Annotated in this window: 18 protein-coding genes and 1 riboswitch; of the genes, 3 read left to right on the top strand and 15 right to left on the bottom strand. The window is 75.5% G+C overall.

All coding sequences use genetic code 11. The features are described 5' to 3' along the window. Nucleotide 1: 1 nt before the first annotated feature. The 4 genes from ribD to ATL31_RS16035 form a co-directional block, all read right to left on the bottom strand. Complete coding sequence (ribD, locus tag ATL31_RS16050) at nt 2-1,015, bottom strand: bifunctional diaminohydroxyphosphoribosylaminopyrimidine deaminase/5-amino-6-(5-phosphoribosylamino)uracil reductase RibD (RefSeq protein WP_101396992.1); 1,014 nt, start codon at nt 1,013-1,015, stop codon at nt 2-4. A 126-nt stretch (nt 1,016-1,141) separates the two neighbouring features. Next, nucleotides 1,142-1,269, bottom strand: a riboswitch (FMN riboswitch). Between the two features lie 35 nt (nt 1,270-1,304). Beyond that, nucleotides 1,305-1,916, bottom strand: a complete 612-nt coding sequence (locus ATL31_RS16045) for a pentapeptide repeat-containing protein (protein WP_158239861.1) — start codon at nt 1,914-1,916, stop codon at nt 1,305-1,307. A gap of 2 nt (nt 1,917-1,918) precedes the next feature. Further along, complete coding sequence (gene rpe / locus ATL31_RS16040) at nt 1,919-2,575, bottom strand: ribulose-phosphate 3-epimerase (protein WP_101396988.1); 657 nt, start codon at nt 2,573-2,575, stop codon at nt 1,919-1,921. 30 nt (nt 2,576-2,605) lie between these two features. After that, nucleotides 2,606-4,093, bottom strand: a complete 1,488-nt coding sequence (locus tag ATL31_RS16035; RefSeq protein ID WP_101396986.1) for an RsmB/NOP family class I SAM-dependent RNA methyltransferase — start codon at nt 4,091-4,093, stop codon at nt 2,606-2,608. Between the two features lie 105 nt (nt 4,094-4,198). On the opposite strand from ATL31_RS16035, the gene ATL31_RS16030 reads away from it, so the two are divergent. Next, on the top strand, nt 4,199-4,873 hold the full coding sequence (locus ATL31_RS16030; protein ID WP_101396984.1) for a maleylpyruvate isomerase mycothiol-dependent enzyme family protein: 675 nt from the start codon (nt 4,199-4,201) through the stop codon (nt 4,871-4,873). A gap of 10 nt (nt 4,874-4,883) precedes the next feature. On the opposite strand, the gene fmt is transcribed toward ATL31_RS16030, so the two are convergent. The 3 genes from fmt to metK all read right to left on the bottom strand — a co-directional run bounded on the left by fmt (nt 4,884) and on the right by metK (nt 9,207). After that, nucleotides 4,884-5,822, bottom strand: coding sequence for a methionyl-tRNA formyltransferase (gene fmt, locus ATL31_RS16025; protein ID WP_101396982.1), 939 nt, complete (start codon nt 5,820-5,822; stop codon nt 4,884-4,886). Between the two features lie 33 nt (nt 5,823-5,855). Next, nucleotides 5,856-7,916, bottom strand: a complete 2,061-nt coding sequence (locus tag ATL31_RS16020; protein WP_101396980.1) for a primosomal protein N' family DNA-binding protein — start codon at nt 7,914-7,916, stop codon at nt 5,856-5,858. A 70-nt stretch (nt 7,917-7,986) separates the two neighbouring features. Further along, nucleotides 7,987-9,207 (bottom strand): methionine adenosyltransferase, encoded by a 1,221-nt coding sequence (gene metK / locus ATL31_RS16015; RefSeq protein ID WP_101396978.1) that lies wholly within the window; start codon nt 9,205-9,207, stop codon nt 7,987-7,989. Between the two features lie 126 nt (nt 9,208-9,333). On the opposite strand from metK, the gene ATL31_RS16010 reads away from it, so the two are divergent. Together ATL31_RS16010 and ATL31_RS16005 are read left to right on the top strand one after the other, a co-directional pair. Continuing rightward, nucleotides 9,334-10,833 (top strand): coiled-coil domain-containing protein, encoded by a 1,500-nt coding sequence (locus tag ATL31_RS16010; protein ID WP_101396976.1) that lies wholly within the window; start codon nt 9,334-9,336, stop codon nt 10,831-10,833. Continuing rightward, on the top strand, nt 10,830-11,990 hold the full coding sequence (locus ATL31_RS16005; RefSeq protein ID WP_101396974.1) for a coiled-coil domain-containing protein: 1,161 nt from the start codon (nt 10,830-10,832) through the stop codon (nt 11,988-11,990). The genes ATL31_RS16010 and ATL31_RS16005 overlap by 4 nt, the downstream gene beginning before the upstream one ends. 117 nt (nt 11,991-12,107) lie before the next feature. Here the strand turns inward: ATL31_RS16005 and coaBC are convergent, their stop codons facing one another. The 8 genes from coaBC to carB form a co-directional block, all read right to left on the bottom strand. Beyond that, a complete protein-coding gene (gene coaBC / locus ATL31_RS16000; protein WP_101396972.1) occupies nt 12,108-13,367 on the bottom strand; it encodes a bifunctional phosphopantothenoylcysteine decarboxylase/phosphopantothenate--cysteine ligase CoaBC in 1,260 nt (419 codons plus the stop codon). Between the two features lie 4 nt (nt 13,368-13,371). Next, nucleotides 13,372-13,659 carry a DNA-directed RNA polymerase subunit omega gene (gene rpoZ, locus ATL31_RS15995; protein WP_055812195.1) on the bottom strand — a complete coding sequence of 96 codons (288 nt, stop codon included), beginning with the start codon at nt 13,657-13,659 and terminating at the stop codon, nt 13,372-13,374. A gap of 3 nt (nt 13,660-13,662) precedes the next feature. Further along, a complete protein-coding gene (gmk, locus tag ATL31_RS15990) occupies nt 13,663-14,244 on the bottom strand; it encodes a guanylate kinase (RefSeq protein WP_101396970.1) in 582 nt (193 codons plus the stop codon). Then, the gene (gene mihF / locus ATL31_RS15985; RefSeq protein WP_101396968.1) at nt 14,241-14,558 is read right to left on the bottom strand and encodes an integration host factor, actinobacterial type; all 318 of its coding nucleotides are present in this window, start codon (nt 14,556-14,558) and stop codon (nt 14,241-14,243) included. Before mihF ends, gmk begins: the two co-directional genes overlap by 4 nt. A 92-nt stretch (nt 14,559-14,650) precedes the next feature. Further along, nucleotides 14,651-15,538, bottom strand: a complete 888-nt coding sequence (gene pyrF / locus ATL31_RS15980; RefSeq protein WP_101396966.1) for an orotidine-5'-phosphate decarboxylase — start codon at nt 15,536-15,538, stop codon at nt 14,651-14,653. Then, nucleotides 15,535-16,494, bottom strand: coding sequence for a dihydroorotate dehydrogenase (locus ATL31_RS15975; protein WP_101396964.1), 960 nt, complete (start codon nt 16,492-16,494; stop codon nt 15,535-15,537). Before ATL31_RS15975 ends, pyrF begins: the two co-directional genes overlap by 4 nt. Continuing rightward, the gene (locus tag ATL31_RS15970) at nt 16,494-17,369 is read right to left on the bottom strand and encodes a dihydroorotate dehydrogenase electron transfer subunit (protein WP_101396962.1); all 876 of its coding nucleotides are present in this window, start codon (nt 17,367-17,369) and stop codon (nt 16,494-16,496) included. The genes ATL31_RS15975 and ATL31_RS15970 overlap by 1 nt, the downstream gene beginning before the upstream one ends. Next, nucleotides 17,366-20,677, bottom strand: a complete 3,312-nt coding sequence (carB, locus tag ATL31_RS15965) for a carbamoyl-phosphate synthase large subunit (protein ID WP_101396960.1) — start codon at nt 20,675-20,677, stop codon at nt 17,366-17,368. The genes ATL31_RS15970 and carB overlap by 4 nt, the downstream gene beginning before the upstream one ends. Nucleotide 20,678 lies beyond the last annotated feature (1 nt).

Here is a 20,678-nt window from a genome sequence, read left to right as displayed (position 1 = left end):
GTCAGCTCCTTGCCAGGGGTCGGGTGGTGATCCGGACGTCGGCCCCGATGACGGTGACGTCGGTGGGGCGCAGGCGCACGGCATCGGTGATGGTCGTGACGCCGAGGTCGGCCGTGACCGACGGGCCGGCGCCGAGGAGGGCGGGCGCGAGGTAGGTGACGAGCTCGTCGACCATCCCGGCCCTGAGGAACGCGGCGGTCAGGGTGGGCCCGCCCTCGAGCAGCACCCGGTGGACGCCGCCCGCGTGCAGGGCCGCCAGCACCTCGGCCGGGTCGTGGGTCGCGAGCGCCAGGGTCTCGGCCGCACCGTCACGCAGCCGGGCGGTGGCCGGGAGGGGGCGGCGCCCGACGACGACGCGCAGCGGCTGGCGCGCGGCCGCGGTGCCGTCGTCGCCGCGCACGGTGAGCTGCGGGTCGTCGGTGAGCGCGGTGCCGGTGCCCACGACGACCGCGCCGCAGCGGGCGCGCAGCGCGTGCACGTCCTCGCGGGCAGCCTCGCCGGTGATCCACCGGCTCGAGCCGTCGGCGGCGGCGACGCGCCCGTCGAGGGTCGACGCGGTCTTGGCGACGACCCACGGGCGGCCGGTGCGGCGGGCGTGCAGCCACGAGGCGTTGAGCTCCTCGGCCTGCTCGGCCAGCGGGCCGCGCTCGACGGCGACCCCGGCGGCGGCCAGGGTGGCCCCTCCCCCGGCGGCGTCCGGGTCGGGGTCGGCCACCGCGAACACAACGCGCGCGATCCCGGCGTCGAGCAGGGTCCGGGTGCAGGGGCCGGTGCGGCCGGTGTGGTCGCACGGCTCGAGGGTGACGTGGGCGGTTCCGCCCCGGGCCCGGTCACCGGCCTGCGCGAGAGCGTCGACCTCGGCGTGCGCGCTACCGGCACCACGGTGGTGGCCGACGCCGACCACGGCGCCCGCGGCGTCGGTGACGACGCAGCCCACGCGGGGGTTGGGGTCGGCCTCGGGGCCGAGGCGGGCAGCATCGAGTGCCCGCTGCATCAGCGCGGTGCTCTCGTCCATCTCTCGCCCTCGTGCCTCGAACCGGTCAGCGGTCGGGCTCCGGGCGGATGGTCGACGCCGACGGCAGCGGCGCGCGCGTGCGCGCCGACCATCACGACCACCGACGAGACCTGGTGGTCCCGTCGGCACGTGCGCCTACCATCCGGACTTTCACCGTCGGTCCTGGAGTTCCACCAGGTCAACCGGCCGCTGGCTGCGGTCGGGTCGCGGACTGTCACCGCCGGCTCGGAGTTACACCGACCCCGGAGCACGTGTGCCCAGTATGCACCCGCGGAGCCCGGCGAGGGGCTCAGCCCTCGACGACCAGGCCCATCGCCCGCAGGATGCCGGCGGCCGCACCGGCGTCCACGCGCATCCCGCGCACCCGGTTCTCGACCGGGTCGAGGTCGTAGCCCTCGGCACCCACCAGGACGGCCTCGCGCAGGTCGGTCCCGGCGAAGGCGGCGCCGCCGAAGTCGCAGCCGCCGAGGTCGGCGCGGCGCAGGTCGGCCCCGGCGAGGTCGACCTCGCGCAGCGAGCAGTCGGCGAAGCGGGCACCCGCCGCGGCCACGTCGCGGAACGAGCCGAGGTCGAGGCGGCAACGCTCGAAGTCCCACGGCCGGGTCGACAGCGGCGCGACCGCCGCCCGGCCCCACACCACCCCGAGTGCCTTGCAGTCGACGAACCGGCAGTCGGTGAAGCGCGTGCCGATGAGATCGGCCATCGACAGGTTGCACCCCGTGAGGGTGCAGTCGGTGAGGATGCAGTCGCGCAGCACCGCCTTCTCGAGGACGCACCCGTCGAGCCGGCACCCTTCGAGCTCGACACCCTCGAGGACCTCCCCCGGGGCGAGCCCCTCGGTGAGGTCGAGGTCGGCCGCGTAGCCGTCACTCGCGACGAGCCGCTCCAGGAGCGAGGGCACGGTCAGTGCCGGTGCCGCAGGGCCAGGGCCCGCAGGTCCGCGATGGCGTCCGGGACCGAGTCCTTGCCGTAGACCGCCGACCCGGCGACGAAGACGTCGGCTCCCGCCTCGGCACACTGCTCGATGGTGTCGGCGGCGACCCCGCCGTCGACCTGCACCCAGATCTCGCCGCCGTGCCGCCGGACGGCCTCGCGGACCTGGCGCACCTTGGGCATCTGGTCGGCCATGAACGACTGGCCGCCGAAGCCGGGCTCGACCGTCATGACCAGGACCATGTCGACCTCGGGCAGCAGCTCCTCGTAGGGCGCGAAGTCGGTGCCGGGCTTGACGGCGAACGCTGCCCGCGCCCCGGCCGCCCGGATGGCGCGGGCGGTGGCCACGGGGTCGGCGGCGGCCTCGACGTGGAAGGTGACCGACCCCGCGCCGGCCTCGGCGTAGCCGGGCGCCCAGCGGTCGGGGTCGTCGATCATCAGGTGGCAGTCGAGGGGGACGGGCGAGACCTTCAGCAGCGCCTCGACCACCGGCAGCCCCAGGGTCAGGTTGGGGACGAAGTGGTTGTCCATGACGTCGACGTGGGCCCAGTCGGCCGTGGCGATGGCCTCGAGCTCGGACTGGAGGTTCGCGAAGTCGGAGGCCAGGATCGAGGGCGAGATCTGCACGGGCGCCACCCTAGCGAGATGCGTGCGCGGTCAGGACGGACGCTTGCGCAGCAGGGCCAGGAACATCGCGTCGGTGCCGTGCACGTGCGGCCAGAGCTGCACGTACGGGCCGTCGCCCAGCTCGGGCAGCTGCTCGCCCGCGGCGTCGCGCAGGTACGGACGCGCGTCGACCACCTCGACGTCGTCGCGCTTCTTGAGGACGTCGGAGACCACGAACCGGGTCTCGGCCACGTGCGGGCTGCAGGTGGAGTACGCGACGACCCCGCCGGGCGCCACGGCGTCGAGGGCCGAGGCGAGCAGCGCGCGCTGCAGCGGGCCGAGGGTCGCGAGGTCGGCGGGCTGCCGGCGCCAGCGCGCCTCGGGGCGGCGGCGCAGCGCCCCCAGCCCGGTGCACGGGGCGTCGACCAGCACCCTCCCGTAGCGGCCCGGCTCGTCGTCGCCGATCTCGCGGCCGTCGGCGGTGCGGACCTCGACCGAGCGTCCAGCGGCCTCGGCACGCGCGGTGAGGCGGGTCAGGGTCGAGCGCACCAGGGCGGCCCGATGGGGGGTGACCTCGACCGCGGTCAGGTCGGCGCCGGCCTCCAGCGCGAGGGCCGCGAGCACCCCTGCCTTGCCCCCGGGCCCGGCGCACATGTCGAGCCAGCGGGCGGGGACCTCGGGCCCCACCTCGACGGCCGCGAGCGCCAGCGCCACGTGCTGCGAGCCCTCGTCCTGCACGGCCGCGCGGCCGTCGCGGACGGCGGCGATGCGCCCGGGGTCACCGCTGCGCAGCCGCACACCGACGGCCGAGGCCGGGCTCGGCTCGGCGTCGGCGTCGGCCGCGAGCTCGTCGACCCCGACCAGCCCGGGGCGGGCCACCAGGTGCACCTGCGGGGGGACGTTGTCGGCGGCCAGCAGGGCCGAGAGCTCGGCGTCGACGGTGTCGGCGGTGGCACGGGCGTGACCCAGCAGGGCGGCCCGGATGGCGGTGACCACCCACTCGGGGTGCGAGTGGCGCACGGCCAGTGCCGGCACTCCCCCGCCCGCGGGCGTCACGGCCTCGGTCCACTCCTCGAGCGAGCGCTCGCTGGTGCGGCGCAGCACGGCGTTGACCAGCCCCGACGCGCCCTGCCCGACCACGGTGCGCGCCAGCCCGACGGTCTGGTCGGCGGCGGCGTGAGCGGGGACCCGCATCCCGAGCAGCTGGTGCACCCCGAGCCGCAGCACGTCGAGGATCTCGGGGTCGATGCGCTCGACCGGGCGGTCGGCGGCCACGGCGATGACGGCGTCGTAGAGCCCCTGCCAGCGGACCGTGCCGAACGCGAGCTCGGTGGCGAAGGCGGCGTCCCGGGGGCCGAGCGCGCGCTGGCGGATGATCCGGGGCATCTCGAGGTTGGCGTAGGCCCCGTCGGCGACCGCCCGCAGCAGCTGGAAGGCGGCGAAGCGGGTCGGCTCGGCGCGGCGGGTCCGCTGCGCCGGGGTGGTGACGGAGCGGCGGCGCGGGCCGCCGCCGGTGGGTCGGTCGGGGCGGTCGGGCACCCGCCGAGGCTAACGGTCAGCGGCCCGCCCGTCCCACCCGCCTCACCGGCGACCGGCCGGCGGCCCCAGCCGCCACCGGGGCCGCTGATGTGCTGAGATGCCGTCATGGCACCGGACGACATCAGCGAGTGGCGGCGCGCGCACGACCGCGTCTGCACCCTCGTCCTCGACGCCGGCGACGACGCGATGGAGTTCACCGTGCCGGCGACCCCGGCGTGGACCGCCCGCGACCTGCTGTCGCACATGGTCGGCCTGGGCGCCGACGTGCTCGCCGGCGACGAGCCCGACGACCACAACGCCACCTGGACCCAGGCCCAGGTCGAGGCGCGGCGCGGCCGCCCTGCCTCCGCGCTGGTGCGCGAGTGGCGCTCGCTGGCCCCCGACCTCGTCGACTGGATGCGCCTGAACGGCACCCGCCCACTGGGCGACGTCGTCATCCACGAACAGGACCTCCGGGGAGCGCTCCGCATGCCCGGCGCCCGCGACACCCCCGGGCTCGACGCCGTCCGTGAGCGGATGCTGGGGCGCTGGCGCGCCGCCGTCGCCGACCTCCCCCCGGTGCTGCTCGACGCCGGCGACCGCCGCTGGGTGTCCCACGGGACCGACGACGACGCGGCGACGGTGCTGCAGGCCTCCGGGTTCGACCTCTTCCGGGCCCTCACCGCCCGCCGCACCGAGGCCCAGCTGCGGAGCTGGGTCGCCCGCGGTGACGTGCAGCCCTACCTGGCAGCGTTCAGCGGGCTCGGTCCCCTCCCCGCGGAACCACTGCCGGGCGAGTGACGCGCGCGCCTCAGCCCAGGGTCTCGCCCTCGGCGACGCGCACGCCCCGGGCCCAGTCGGCCGCGGCCATCCCCTTCTTGCCGGCCGGCCGCACCTCGCCCAGGACGACCGGGCCGGAGGCGGTACCCACCAGCACCGCACGCTTGGTGGCGCGGACGGCGCCGGGCGCGAGCGCGGGCCCGTCGTCCGGCGGCGCGGTGACGGACGCGAACGGCCCGATGCCCAGCCGCTCGCCACGGAACGTGCTCCAGGCCCCGGGGTTCGGGGTGCAGCCGCGGACCTGCCGGTCGACGACGTGCGCCGGGAGCGCCCAGCGGACCGCGGCCTCCTCGGTCGTCAGCTTGGGCGCGTGGCTGACCCCGTCGGCAGGCTGGGGCACCGCGACCAGCGAGCCCTCCTCGAGCCCGTCCATGGTGGCCACCAGCAGCCCGGCGCCGGTGTCGGCCAAGCGGGCCAGCAGCGTGCCGGCGGTGTCGTCGGGGCGGACGGTCTCGGTGACGGCGCCGAGCACGGGGCCGGTGTCGAGACCCTCCTCGATGACGAAGGTGCTGGCGCCGGTGAGCTCGTCGCCCGCCATCAGGGCCCGCTGCACCGGTGCGGCCCCCCGCCACGCGGGCAGCAGCGAGAAGTGCAGGTTGACCCAGCCGTGGACGGGGACGTCGAGCGCGACCCGCGGCAGCAGCGCCCCGTAGGCGACCACCGGGCAACAGTCGGGGGCGATGGCCCGCAGCCGGTCGAGGAACTCCGGGTCGCGCGGCCGGTCGGGCGTCAGCACCTCGAGGCCGTGCTCGAGCGCGACCTGCTTGACCGGCGAGGCCACCAGTGAGCGGCCCCGACCGGCGCGGGCGTCCGGGCGGGTGACGACGGCCACGACCTCGTGGCGCGAGGCCAGCAGGGCGCGCAGCGACGGGACCGCGGTGTCGGGGGTACCGGCCAGGACGAGACGCACCCGGCGAGTCTAGGTGCGCCCCGGGACCCCGCCTCAGGAGGCGGGGTCGCGGGGGTCGACCCGCACGGTGACGGGGTCGGGCTCCTTGCGGGCCGAGGCCCGGGCCTTGAGGGCAGCGAGCTCGCGCGCGAGGACGGCGCCGTCCTCGACCGTGGCGGTGAGCAGGGCCCGCCAGCGGTCGCCGGCCTGCGGCAGCGGGCCGAGCACGGAGGCCGGCACGAGGGGCTCGAGCTCGGCCAGGGCCGCCGCCACGGCCGCTCGCGACCCGGTGAGCGCGGCCAGGCGCGCGGTGGGCGGCAGCGACAGCTCGCGCCGCTCGTCGAGCTCGCGGCCGGCGAACCAGGCGGGGTCCCAGCGCACGAGCGCCTCGACGGCCGGGACCGACACGTGGGTGGGGGCTCCGGCCAGGACGACGCGCCCGCCCTCGGCGGCCGGGCGCACCAGGGCCACGGCCGCGCACCAGCGGCGCAGGGCCTCCTCGCCGGCGTCGAGCGTGGGGCGGTCGAGCAGGGCCCACGCGTCGAGCAGGAGGGCCGCCGCGTAGCCGCCGTCGGCCACCGGCTCGGCCCCGGGCGTGGAGACGACCAGGCGCGGCCCGCCGGCCACCGCGTCGAGCACGGTGCCGGCTCCCGAGCGCTCGACCGGCACCCCCGGGAACGCGCGCCCCAGCTCCTCGGCGGTGCGGCGCGCCCCCACCACCGACGAGCGCAGCCGCGTCCCCGAGCACGCGGGGCACGAGAACGCCGTCTCGACCCGCCCGCACCAGCGGCAGGCCGGCGGCCCGGCGGGGCCGGCCAGCGCCAGCGGGCCGGCGCACACGACGCACCGGGCCGGCCGGCGGCAGTCCTGGCAGGACAGCGACGGCAGGTACCCCCGGCGCGGCACCTGCACCAGCACCGGCCCCGACGCCAGGGCCTCCTTGGCCAGCCGCCATCCCACGCTCGGCAGGTGCGCGGCGGCCGCGGCGGGATCGCGCTCGACGTCGGTGCCCTCACCGGCCACGCGGACCGCCGCCACCGCCCCACGCACGGCGGTTCGCGGGGCGTCGACGGCCTTCAGCACGTCACGCGCCACGAGGTCGGCCACGGCGACCGAGCGGGTGAGGCCGGCGGTGAGGACGGCCGCCCCCTCCTGCTCGGCGCGCGCCAGCAGGACCTCGCGCACGTGCGGGTAGGGCGCCCGCGGCTCCTCGAGCAGGTCGTCGCCGTCGTCCCACCACACGACCAGGCCGAGGTCGTGCACCGGCGCGAAGGCGGCCGCCCGGGTGCCGACCACCACCGGTACGTGGCCGCGCCGCGCCTTGAGGTAGGCGGTGTAACGCGCCTGCGGCCCCTGGTCGGCGGTGAGCCGGACGTGGCGCCCCGGACCGAGGACGGCCAGCAGGGCCGCCTCGACCCGCCGTACGTCGCGGTGGTCCGGCACGACCACGACGGCCCCGCGCCCGGCCTCGACGCAGGCCCGGGCCGCTTCGGCCACCAGCGCGGGCCACGCGGCATCCGGCGCGACGGTGGGCAGCGCCAGCACCGAGGCCCGGGGAGCGCCCCCACCGCGCAGGTGGGTCAGGAAGGCCGGCCCTGCGGGGTACGGGAGCCAGGCTCGGGGCTCGTGCTCGGGGAGGGGCGGGTGCTCGGGCGGCTCGGGGGGCAGCGCCTGCTCGGCCCGGGCGTGGCGCGGAGGCACCGCGAGCCGCAGGACGTCGCCGAGGGTCCCCGCGTAGCGGGCGGCCACCGCCCGCGCCGCGCGCAGCACCTCGGGGGTGAGCACCGGCTCGGGCGAGACCACCCGGCGCAGCGGCGAGAGGCGGCCCGCGTGGTCGGCGGCGTCGCGGCGCTCGAGGACCCAGCCGTCGAGGTCCTGCCCGGCGAAGCGCACCTTCACCCGCACCCCGGGCTCGGCAGCGGCGGCGGCCGACTCGGGCACCGTGTACTCGAAGGGCCGGTCGAGGTGGGCCAGGCCGGTGTCGACCTGGACCAGGGCCACCGGCCGGTCGTCGGTGGTGGGGTCGGCGCCCACGGGCCGGCGCCGCGGGGCCGGCGTGGGCGCGGCGGGGACGCCGAGGGCCAGCTGCTGGCCCTCGTCCGCACTCCCCGTCACGGCCCCGAACCTAGCGGAGCCCGCCGACCCCGGAAGGGCCGGCGGGCTCCGCCTGTGGACGACGGGCCGGTCAGCCGGCCACCGCGCGCTGGAGCGCCTCGACGCGGTCGGTGCGCTCCCAGGTGAAGGCGTTCTCGACGCCCGCGGCGCTCGTGCGGCCGAAGTGCCCGTACGCCGCGGTCGGCTTGTAGATGGGCCGCAGCAGGTCGAGGTCCTCGAGGATGGCGAGCGGGCGCAGGTCGAAGACGCGGTGGATGGCCGCCTGGATCTTGTCGACCGGGGCGGTCTCGGTGCCGAAGGTCTCGACGTAGAGCCCCACGGGCTGGGCGACGCCGATGGCGTAGGCCACCTGCACCTCGCAGCGGCGGGCCAGGCCGGCCGCGACGACGTTCTTGGCGACCCACCGCATCGCGTAGGCGGCCGAGCGGTCGACCTTCGAGGGGTCCTTGCCCGAGAACGCGCCGCCACCGTGGCGCGCCATCCCGCCGTAGGTGTCGACGATGATCTTGCGGCCGGTGAGGCCGGCGTCGCCCATCGGGCCACCGATGACGAACTTGCCGGTGGGGTTGATGTAGGTCGTGTAGGAGTCGGTGCGCAGCTGGGTGCCGGAGTCGGCGAGCTCGGCCAGGACCGGCTCGATGACGTGGCTGCGGATGTCGGGGTCGAGCAGGCCGTCGAGGCTGATGTCGTCGGCGTGCTGGGTCGAGAGCACCACGGCGTCGAGCGAGACGGCGGTGTCGCCGTCGTACGCGATGGTGACCTGGGTCTTGCCGTCGGGGCGCAGGTAGGACAGCTCGCCGTTCTTGCGGACGGCCGTCAGGCGCTCCGAGAGCCGGTGCGCGAGGTAGATCGGCAGCGGCATGAGCTCGGCGGTGTCCTCGCAGGCGTAGCCGAACATCAGGCCCTGGTCGCCGGCGCCCTGCTTGTCCTTGGGGTCGACCCCGCCGGTGCGGTTCTCGAACGCGGTGTCGACCCCCTGGGCGATGTCCGGGCTCTGCTGCCCGATCGACACCTCGACGCCGCACGAGGCGCCGTCGAAGCCCTTGGTCGAGGAGTCGTAGCCGATGCCGAGCACCGTCTCGCGGACCACCTGCGGGATCTCGACGTACGCCTCGGTGGTCACCTCGCCGGCGACGTGGACCAGACCGGTCGTCACCATCGTCTCGACCGCGACCCGGCTGTGCGGGTCCTGGGCGAGGAGCGCGTCGAGGATGCTGTCGGAGATCTGATCGCAGATCTTGTCCGGGTGGCCCTCGGTGACGGACTCGGACGTGAACAGGCGTGCGGACACGCGGCAACTCCTTCATGGTCGACATCCACCGCGAACCGGTGGTGGCACCTCGTCAATCTACCTGCCGCGTGAGACCCGCTTCCTCTGGTCCGGCACGTGGCGGGCCGTTCTGTAATCATGGGCCTCGTGTCCGACCGGTCGAGCAGTGAGCCGACGACGACGGGCCGTGCGCCGACGCCGCCCGCGAGCCCCGTCGACGAGGCGCTGGGCCTGCTCACCCGGGCCCAGACCCTGGCCGACCAGCTCCGTGAGGACGCGGGTCGCGAGCTGCGCGAGGCTCGCGCCGAGGCGGCCCGGATACGTGACGAGACCGCCGCCGCCGCCCACGAGCTCGCCACCCTCTCGGCGCGCGTCGAGGCCGGCCGGGCCGAGGCCGAGCGCACCCTGGCCGACACCCGTGCCGAGGTCGAGATCATGCTGGCCGACGCCGCCGACCAGGCGGCACAGCTGCGCGCCGGGGCCACCAAGGCCACCGACGAGGCGCTCAACATCGCCCAGGACCAGGCCGCCGCCCTGCTGGCCGACGCCCAGGAGCGCGCCGAGGCCCTGCTGGGCACGGCCCGCGGCGAGCACGACACCACGATGGCGCGGCTCGCCGACGAGGAGCGCGCCCACCAGGAGCGCTGGACCCACGAGCACGAGCGGCACACCGGCGAGCTCGTCGCACTGCGGGAGTCGACCGAGCAGGAGCTGCACGGGCTGCGCGACGAGGCCGAGACCTACGCGGCGCGCCACCGCGAGGAGGCCGAGGCCGAGGTCGCCTCCCGGCTGGCGGCCCTCACGACCCGCGAGAACGGCGCCCGCGTCGAGGCCGACCTGCTGGTCGAGGACGCCCGCACCGCCGCGGCCCGCATCGTCACCGACGCCGAGATCGAGGCCCACGCCACCGTCGAGGCCGCCGACAAGCACCTCACCTGGGCACAGGGAACGGTCCGCGAGATCCTCGACCGCACCGAGACCGAACGCGAGCGGCGCGCCCGCGAGCACCACCAGGAGCTCGCCGACCGGGCCCGCACCCACCGACACCGGGTCCAGACCCTCCTCGGGAGCGCCACCGCCAAGGCCCGCGACCGGCTGGCGGAGGCCGAGGCCGAGTCGCGCCGGCTGCGCGAGCAGGCCGCGTCGGTGCTGGCCGAGGCCCGCGCCGACGCCGAGCGCACCCGGGCCGCCGCCACGGCCGAGTCCGACCGGCTCCTCGAGGAGGCCCGCCGCCGGGAGGTCGAGTCGACCCGGCGCGCCGAGCGCCGCCTGGCCGAGGCCGAGGACGGCGCCCGCCTGGTGCGCCAGCGCGCCGCCGAGGACGTCGAGCGGATGCAGCGGGAGGCGCACGAGTACCACCGCGGCGCCCGGGCCGAGATCGTGCAGGCCTCGGAGGAGGCACGCCTGCGCGCCGACACGGTGCGGGCCGAGGCCCACGCTGCGGTCGAGCGCGCCCGCGCCGAGGTGCATACACTCGCAGCGCGACGTGATGCGATCACGGCTCAGCTCGGGCGGCTGTCCGGGGTCATCGAGGCCCTCGCCGTCCAGGACCCGCAGCCGACCGGGGCCTCCCCGGGCGGGTCCCCGCGGCCCGAGCCCGCCACCGCTTCCACCGACCTCACCTCTGAACCACAGGAGTCCTCATGAACCAGCCGGAGTTCCCGACCGTCTTCCGTGGCTACGACCCCGTCCAGGTCGACGCGCACGTCGCCGCGCTGCACCAGGCCGTCGAGTCGGCCCGACGCGAGGCGGAGGCGGCGCGCCAGGAGGCCGCCGAGAGCTCGGTGCAGCTGACCAAGGTCCGCCAGGACCAGGAGGCGACGGCGGGTGAGCTCGAGGCGCACCGCGCCAAGGTCTCCGAGCTGGAGGAGCAGACCCGCAAGGCGTCCAGCCCCACCTTCGCCGACCTCGGCGAGCGGATCGGGCGGATGCTGGGGCTCGCCGACGAGGAGGCCGGCTCCATCCGCCAGAGCGCCCAGGCCGAGGCCGCCGAGGTCCGCCGGGTCGCCGCCGACGAGACCCAGCTGGTGCGCGCCGAGGCCGACCGCTACGCCGAGGAGGTCCGCAACCGGGCCGACACCGACGGCGCCCAGGTCCTCGCGCGGGCCAAGGCCGAGGCCGACTCCATCATCGACGACGCCGCCCGTGAGGCCGCCGCCCGCCGCGAGGAGGCGGAGGCGTACTTCGAGAAGCAGCGGGCCACCGCGGCCGCGCAGGCCGCCGACTTCGAGAAGACCCTCGGTGAGCGTCGCGACCGTTCGGCCGCCGAGTTCACCGAGCAGATGGCCAAGCAGGACGACGCGCTGCGCGCGGTCCAGGAGCGGGCCGACCTGCTGGCGCGCGAGGCCGACGAGGACCACCGCACCAAGTCCGAGGAGGCCGCCCGCGTCCTCGAGGCCGCCCGGACCGAGGCCGCCCAGCTCGTCCGGGCCGCCCGCGAGCAGGCCGAGCGGGTCCGCCGCGACTCCGAGCGCGAGCTGGCCGCCGCCACCGCCCGGCGCGACAGCATCACCGCGCAGCTCTCCAACGTCCGCAACATGCTCGCCACCCTCGGCGGCCCGGCCGCGGCCGAGGCCATCGTGGCCCAGGCCGACGAGGCACCCGCCGCGCCCGAGGCGCCGGCCGAGACCCAGCCGGCCGAGACCCAGCCGGCCGAGACCGTCGAGGAGGAGGTCGAGCCGGAGGACGCCGCGACCGGCGAGGAGCCGGCCGCCCAGGTTCCCGACGCCGCGCCCGCCGAGACGCACCCGTCCGAGGACACCCCGGCGCCCCAAGGCCGGAAGAAGCAGCCCGCGCGGCGGTGAGCCCCGGCCTGCCCCCTGTGCCGCCGCAGCGGCTGCGGGTGTTCCCGGACCTGGCGGGCGAGCTGGGCCGCGGCTGGTCGGTGGAGTACACCGCCACCTGAGGGCGTCCCGGCCGGCTCAGAGCAGGTCGCCCACCACGTCCCAGACGGCGCCGGCCACGGCGTCCTTGCTCGCAGGCCCGACGTCGAGCACCCCGTCGCTCCCCCGCCGCAGCACGTGCACGGTGTTGACGTCGGTGCCGAAGGCCTTGCCGGGCCCGACCTCGTTGACCACGAGGACGTCGCAGCCCTTGCGCTCGAGCTTGGCGCGGCCGTGCTCGAGCACCGTGCCGTCCTCGTCACCGGTCTCGGCCGCGAACCCCACGACGAGCGGCGACGACGACGCACCACGTGCGGCGACCAGCCCCGCCAGGATGTCGGGGTTGCGGACCAGCGCGACCACCGGGGCCGACTCGTCGGGGGTGCCGCCCGGAGCAGCAGCGTGGGTCTTCTTGATCTTGTGCGCGGCGACCTCGGCGGGGCGGAAGTCGGCGACCGCCGCGGCCATCACCACGACGTCGGCCTCGGCGCCCGCCGCGTGCACCGCGGCCGCCATCTCGAGGGCGGTCTCGACGGGGACGGCGCGGACCCCGGCGGGCACCGGCAGGCCGGACGTCGTGACCAGCACGACCTCGGCGCCCCGGGCCGCGGCGACCGCGGCGACCGCGTACCCCTGCTTGCCGGAGCTGCGGTTGCCCAGGTAGCGCACCGGGTCGAGCGGCTCACGGGTACCGCCGGCGGTGACCACCACCCGGCGCCCGGCCAGCGGGCCACGCGCCGCGGGCCCGGCGGGCACCTCGCCCCCGGGGCTGCCCTGCGCCAGGACCCGCTCGCACACGGCGAACAGCTCCGCGGGCTCGGGCAGCCGGCCGGGACCGGTGTCCTGGCCGGTGAGGCGCCCCGAGGCGGGCGGGACGATGTGCACGCCACGCTCGCTGAGGGTGGCGATGTTCGCCTGGGTGGCCGGGTGCTCGTACATCTCGGTGTGCATGGCCGGGGCCATCACCACCGGGCAGCGCGCCGTGAGCAGGACGTTGGTGAGCAGGTCGTCGGCCTGGCCGGTGGCGGCGCGGGCCAGCAGGTCGGCCGTGGCCGGGGCGACGACCACGAGGTCGGCCTCCTGGCCGATCCGCACGTGCGGCACCTCGGTGATGTCGGACCAGACGTCGGTGTGCACCGGCTTGCCCGACAGCGCCGCCCAGGTCGCCTCGCCCACGAAGTGCAGGGCGGAGGCGGTGGGGACGACGGTCACGTCGTGGCCGGCCTCGGAGAGCAGGCGCAGCAGCGAACAGGCCTTGTACGCCGCGATGCCCCCGGCGACCCCGAGGACGACCTTCACGCGGTCAGGCCTTGGGGAGGAGCTCGCCGGCGTCGTTGGTCGGCTCGGAGGTGAGCAGGCCCTCGTTGATCTCGCGCAGGGAGATCGACAGCGGCTTCTCGTGCACCTCGGAGTCGACGAGCGGCCCGACGTACTCGAGCAGGCCCTCCTGGAGCTGCGCGTAGTAGGCGTTGATCTGCCGGGCCCGCTTCGCGGAGTAGAGCACGAGCGCGTACTTGGAGTCGGCGCGCTCGAGGAGCTCGTCGATCGGCGGGTTGGTGATGCCGATGGGGTTCGCGATGGTTCCGGACACGCGTCAGTCTCGATTCGTGGGGGGTACGGGGGATCCCATCCATGATACGAGTTCCTCCGCCGCGCGCCGAACGTCGTCGTTGACGATGCTGACGTCGAACTCCTCGGCAGCGGCGAGCTCGACCCGGGCGGTGTCGAGCCGCGCGGCCCGCTCGGCCTCGTCCTCGGTCCCCCGGCCGACCAGGCGGCGGACCAGCTCGTCCCAGCTGGGCGGCATCAGGAAGACGAAGAAGGCGTCGGGCATGCTCGCGCGCACCTGGCGGGCACCCTGCAGGTCGATCTCCAGCAGGGCGGGGCGCCCCGTGGCGAGGACCTCCTCGACGGGCGCCCGCGGCGTGCCGTAGCGCGCCCGGCCGTGCACGACCGCCCACTCCAGGAGGGCGCCGTCACGCACCATCTCGTCGAAACGCTGGTCGTCGACGAAGTGGTAGTGCACGCCGTCGACCTCGCCCGGGCGGGGTCGACGGGTGGTCGCGGAGACGGAGAGCCACACCTGCGGATGGTGCTCGCGGACGTACGCCGCGAGGGTCCCCTTGCCGACCGCGGTCGGCCCGGCGAGGACGGTGAGGCGGGAGCGGCCCGTCACTGCCGCCCGAAGCGGTCGAGCAGGGCGGACACCTGGTTCTGGCCGAGCCCCCGCACCCGCCGGCTCTCGGAGATGCCGATGTCCTCCATGATCTGGCGCGCGCGCACCCGGCCGACGCCGGGCATCGACTCGAGCAGGGCCGAGACCCGCATCTTGCCGATGACGTCGTTGGTGCGACCCTCGGCGATGACGCCCTGGAGGGAGGCACCGGAGCGCTTCAGGCGGTTCTTGACCTCGGCGCGCTCGCGCCGGGAGGCGGCCGCCTTCTCGAGCGCCGCGGTGCGCTGTTCCTGGGTGAGGGGAGGGAGTGCCACGTAGTGATCCTCGATTTTGACGTGCGGATGCTGGCTGCTCAACACCCGGCGGTACCTTCGCGACTGTACCTGCCCACCGCCTGAGCGTCTCCTCAGCCCCGGTGTGTCTCGACCCCGGATGCCAGAGCCTCGGCCGCGGCCCGGGCCGCGGCCCGCAGCGCGGAGGCCTGGGGCCCCGCCCGGAGCACCTCGCGCGAGCTGTTGCCGAGCACCAGCGCCAGGGCGTCCCCGAAGGTCGCGCGCAGCCCGTCGGCGGTGCCGCCCTGGGCCCCGAGCCCCGGCGCCAGGACGGGCCCGCCGGCTCCGGCGAGGTCGAGCCCGAGGTCGGCGACCGCCGAGCCGACGGTGGCGCCGACCACGGTGCCGATGCTGCCGAGCTCGCCGGCCGCCCGCGCGGCGGCGTTGTCGGCGGCCACGCCGTCGACCACCGCGGCGGCCACGGTGCGCCCCGCGCGGACGGCGTGCTGCACCGAGGGGCCCTCGGGGTTGGAGGTGAGGGTCAGGACGAACACGCCCCTCCCCGTGGCGGCCGCCAGGTCCAGGGCCGGGCGCAGCGACTCGTACCCCAGGTAGGGGCTGACCGTGAGGGCGTCGGCCCGGAGCGGGGAGGCGTCGGAGAGGTACGCCTGGGCGTAGCCCGCCATCGTGGTGCCGATGTCACCGCGCTTGGCGTCGAGCAGGCTGAGGGTGCCGGCCTCGCGCAGGGCCTCCAGGGTGCGCTCGAGCACGGCGACGCCGCGGGAGCCGAACCGCTCGAAGAACGCCGACTGCGGCTTGACGCAGGCCACGGCCCCGCCGAACGCCTCGACGCAGGTCAAGGCGAAGCGCTCGAGGCCGTCGACGGTGTCGGGCAGGCCCCAGGCCTCCAGCAGCGCGGCGTGCGGGTCGATGCCGGCGCACAGGGGGCCGTGCTCGTCAATGGCCGCCCGGAGCCGGACCCCGAACGGGGTGGGGGCGGCGGTCTGCGGGGTGGGGCTCATGGGCGGGCCATCCTCTCGTGGGCGATGCCGACCACGTCGGCGAACCGGTCGAAGCCGTGCCGGTCGATCTCGGCCTCCAGCTCGGTGAGCACGCGGCGCGGCGCACTCGGGTCGTTGAAGGTCGAGGTGCCGACCTGCACGGCGCTGGCCCCGGCGGCGACGAGCTCGAGGGCATCGCGCCCCGTGCGCACTCCCCCGACCCCGATGACCGGTGCGCTCGCCAGGGTGCCGGCCCGCATCGCGGCGGTGACCTGCCAGATGGCGCGCACCGCCACCGGGCGCACGGCCGGCCCCGAGAGGCCACCGGTGACGCCGGCCAGCTGCGGGCGCAGCCGGTCGGTGTCGATGACGATGCCGAGCAGGGTGTTGACCATGGTCAGGCCCGAGGCTCCGGCCCCGAGGGCCGCCGCCGCGATGGCGACGATGTCGGTGACGTCCGGGGTGAGCTTGGCGAAGACCGGGACCGACGCGGGGACCCGACCGCGCACGATGCGCACCACGCGCTCGGACGACACCGGGTCGCACGCGAAGACCAGGCCGCGGTTGGCCACGTTGGGGCACGAGATGTTGGCCTCGACGCCGACCACGCACTCCCACGCGGGGCTCGCCACGAGCCGCTCGACCACCTCGCCGAACTCCTCGGCGGTGTTGCCGGCGACCGACACCAGCACCCGCGCCCCCTGCGCCTGCAGCCACGCGAGGTCCTGCTCGCAGAAGGCGTCGATGCCAGGGCCCTGGAGCCCGATGGAGTTGAGCATCCCGGACGGCGTCTCGGCCATCCGGGGCGTCGGGCGCCCGGAGCGCGGGTCGCGCATCACGGTCTTGGTGACGAAGGCGCCGAGCTCGGAGACGGGGAAGAACCGCTGCAGCTCCTTGCCGCCCGCGGCGCAGCCCGACGCCGTCATCACCGGGTTCGGCAGCGAGGCGCCCGCGAGGGTCGTCGACATGTCGGCCATCAGTGGCCTCCCGGCCTCGGGGCGCCCACGGCGTCGTCCGGCACCCGGGAGATGCCGTCGCCGATCGCGTCCCAGCGGACCCGGTCGCCGCGGAAGACCGGGCCCTCGACGCAGGAGCGGACCATCCGGGTGAGCCCGTCGGCGCCGGTGACGGGCAGGACGCAGGTCATGCAGACCCCGATGCCGCAGGCCATCGACTCCTCGACCGCCACCTGGGCGACCGCGCCGTGGGCCTGCGCCACCTCGGTGACCGAGCGCAGCATCGCCATCGGGCCACAGGCGTAGACCACCCCGGCCGCCGTGCGCTCGACGACCTCGCCGAGCACGTCGGAGACCCAGCCCTTGCGGCCGGCCGAGCCGTCGTCGGTGGTGACGTGCACGGCATCGGCCGCGCGCCGGCCCTCGACGACGCCGAACAGGCGGTCCTCGGAGGCGGCGCCCAGCACCATCTCGACGTGGCAGCCCCGCTCACGCAGGGTCTCGGCCAGCCAGAACAACGGCGCCGAGCCGTAGCCGCCGCCCACCAGTACGCACGACACGGGCTCCGACGGCAGCGGGAACGCCCGCCCCAGCGGCCCGACGACGTCGACCGCGTCGTGCGGGCGCAGGGCCGTCAGCCACTGGGTCCCCGGCCCGTGCGCCGCGATGACGACGTCGACGGTGCCGCCGTAGGTGCCCGAGGGCTTGACCCGGTGCAGCGAGAAGCAGCGGCGCAGGAGGTTGGCCGACGTGGGCCCGCCCACCGCCAGCGCCACGAACTGTCCCGGTGCCGCCGGCTCGGCCACCCCGGGCGCGACCACGGTCAGGTGGTGGTAGGCCCCGACCCGCCGGTTCGCGATGAGCTCGCCGGTGACCTGCACGACGCCGCTGCTCACGCGTCGGCCTCGACGCCGAACAGGTCCAGCGCCGCGGTGTGGTCCTGCAGCGAGGTGACCGTGAGGTCGTCGCGCTGGACGGCCTCGATGGCCAGCACGGCCGCGGCCAGCTGCTGCACGGTGGTGATGATGGGCTTGTCCATCGCCGCCGTGGCCGCCCGGATGGCGTAGCCGTCGGCCCGGGCGTCGGCGCTCGGGCCGCTCGGGCTGTTGACCACCATGTCGACCTCGCCGGCGTTGATGAGGTCGACCACCGAGGTGTCGCCCTCGCCACGCTGCGCGTGCTTCAGGACGACTTCCGCCTCGATGCCGTTGCGGTGCAGCACCTCTGCGGTGCCGGAGGTCGACAGGATGCGGAAGCCCAGGTCGACCAGGCGCTTGACCGGGAAGATGATCGCCCGCTTGTCGCGGTTGGCGACCGAGACGAACACCGTCCCCGAGGTCGGGAGGCCGCTGACGGCGCCGAGCTGGGCCTTGGCGAAGGCCCGGGCGAAGTCGGTGTCGATGCCCATGACCTCGCCGGTGGAGCGCATCTCCGGGCCGAGCAGGCTGTCGACGACGAGGCCCTCGGCGGTCCGGAACCGCTTGAAGGGCAGGACGGCCTCCTTGACCGACACCGGCGCCGTGGCCGGCATCCGGCCGCCGTCGGTGTGGCGCGGCAGCACGCCCTCCTCGCGCAGCTGGGCCACCGTGGCGCCCAACATGATCCGCGCAGCGGCGTTGGCGAGCGCGACCCCGGTGGCCTTGGCCACGAACGGCACCGTGCGTGAGGCACGGGGGTTGGCCTCGAGCACGTAGAGGATGTCCTGGGCCAGGGCGAACTGCACGTTCATCAGGCCGCGCACCCCGATGCCCTCGGCCAGCTTCAGGGTGGACTCGCGCACCCGCTCGAGCTCGGAGGCCCCGAGCGTGACCGGCGGCAGCGCGCACGAGGAGTCGCCGGAGTGGATGCCGGCCTCCTCGATGTGCTCCATGATCCCGCCGAGGTACATCTCGTGGCCGTCGTAGAGGACGTCGACGTCGATCTCGATCGCGTCGTCGAGGAAGCGGTCGACCAGCACCGGGTGCTCGGGGCTCGCCAGGGTGGCGCGCTCGACGTAGCCGCCGAGGGTCTCGTCGTCGTAGACGATCTCCATCCCGCGGCCGCCGAGCACGTACGAGGGGCGCACCAGCACCGGGTAGCCGATCTCGCGGGCGATCTCGACGGCCTCGGCCGCGCTGTAGGCGGTGCCGTGCTTGGGCGCGGGCAGCCCGGCCTCGGCCAGCACCCGGCCGAAGGCGCCGCGGTCCTCGGCCAGGTCGATGGCCTCGGGGCTGGTGCCGACGATCGGCACCCCGGCCTCCTTGAGCGCCTTGGCCAGCCCCAGCGGGGTCTGGCCGCCGAGCTGCACGATGACGCCCGCCACGGGCCCGGCCTGGGTCTCGGCGTGCACGACCTCGAGGACGTCCTCGAGGGTCAGCGGCTCGAAGTACAGGCGGCTGCTGGTGTCGTAGTCGGTCGAGACGGTCTCGGGGTTGCAGTTGACCATCACGGTGTCGTAGCCGGCGTCGCGCAGGGCGAAGCTGGCGTGCACGCACGAGTAGTCGAACTCGACGCCCTGGCCGATGCGGTTGGGGCCGGAGCCCAGGATGACCACGGCCGGGCGCTCGCGGGGCGCGACCTCGGACTCCTCGTCGTACGAGCTGTAGTGGTACGGCGTGTGCGCGGCGAACTCGGCCGCGCAGGTGTCGACGGTCTTGTAGACCGGGCGCACCCCGAGCGCGTGCCGCACCCCGCGCACGACGGCCTCGGGCATCCGCCGCAGCCGCGCGAGCTGGGCGTCGCTGAAGCCGTGCCGCTTGGCCAGGCGCAGCAGGTCGGGGCTCAGCTGCTCGGCGGCGGCGACGGTGTCGGCGACCTCCTCGATGAGCGCCATCTGGTCGAGGAACCAGGGGTCGATGCCGGTGGCGTCGTGGACCTCCTCGACGCTGAGCCCACCGCGCAGCGCCTGCTGCACGAGCACGATGCGCCCGTCGGTGGGGCGCCGGGCCTGCTCCAGCAGGGCGCGGGCCTCCTCGGTGGTGGGCCGCTCGCCGTCCCAGTGGAAGCTGCTGCCGCTCTTCTCGAGCGAGCGCAGCGCCTTCTGCAGGGCCTCGGTGAACGAGCGGCCGATGGCCATCGCCTCGCCGACCGACTTCATGGTCGTGGTGAGGGTGTCGTCGGCCGCGGGGAACTTCTCGAACGCGAACCGCGGCACCTTGACCACGACGTAGTCGAGGGTGGGCTCGAACGACGCCGGGGTCTCCTGGGTGATGTCGTTCGGCACCTCGTCGAGGGTGTAGCCGATCGCCATCTTGGCGGCGATCTTGGCGATCGGGAACCCCGTCGCCTTGGAGGCCAGCGCCGACGAGCGCGACACCCGCGGGTTCATCTCGATGACGATGATGCGGCCGTCGTCGGGGTTCACGGCGAACTGGATGTTGCAGCCGCCGGTGTCGACGCCGACCTCGCGGATGATGGCGATGCTGAGGTCCCGCAGCCGCTGGTACTCGCGGTCGGTCAGGGTGAGGGCGGGGGCGACGGTGATGGAGTCGCCGGTGTGCACGCCCATCGGGTCGAGGTTCTCGATGGAGCAGACGATCACGACGTTGTCGACGTGGTCGCGCATGACCTCGAGCTCGTACTCCTTCCAGCCCAGGATCGACTCCTCGAGGAGCACCTCGGTGACCGGGCTGTACTGGAGGCCGGCGCCGGCGATGCGGCGCAGCTCGTCGGGGGTGTGCGCGAAGCCCGAGCCGAGACCGCCCATGGTGAACGACGGCCGCACCACCACGGGGTAGCCGAGGTCGTCGGCGGCCGCCAGCACCTCGTCCATGGTGTGGCAGATGGCCGAGCGGGCCGACTCGGCCCCGCAGCGCTCGACGACGCCCTTGAACTTCTCGCGGTCCTCGCCGAGCTGGATGGCCTCGACGTTGGCGCCGATCAGCGGACAGTCGTACCTCTCGAGGATGCCGCGCTCGTGCAGCTCCATCGCGCAGTTGAGCGCGGTCTGGCCGCCCAGGGTCGCCAGCACCGCGTCGGGGCGCTCCTTGGCGATGATCTTCTCCACGATCTCGGGGGTGATCGGCTCGACGTAGGTGGCGTCGGCGAACTCCGGGTCGGTCATGATCGTGGCCGGGTTGGAGTTCACGAGGATGACGCGGATGCCCTCCTCGCGCAGCACCCGGCAGGCCTGGGTGCCCGAGTAGTCGAACTCGCAGGCCTGGCCGATGACGATCGGGCCGGAGCCGATGACGAGCACGCTCGTGATGTCGTCGCGCTTGGGCATC

The sequence above is a fragment of the Phycicoccus duodecadis genome, from assembly GCF_002846495.1.
GTDB lineage: Bacteria > Actinomycetota > Actinomycetes > Actinomycetales > Dermatophilaceae > Phycicoccus > Phycicoccus duodecadis.
Note: the sequence above shows the minus strand (reverse complement) of the source record. Positions and strands in the feature narration are given on the sequence as shown.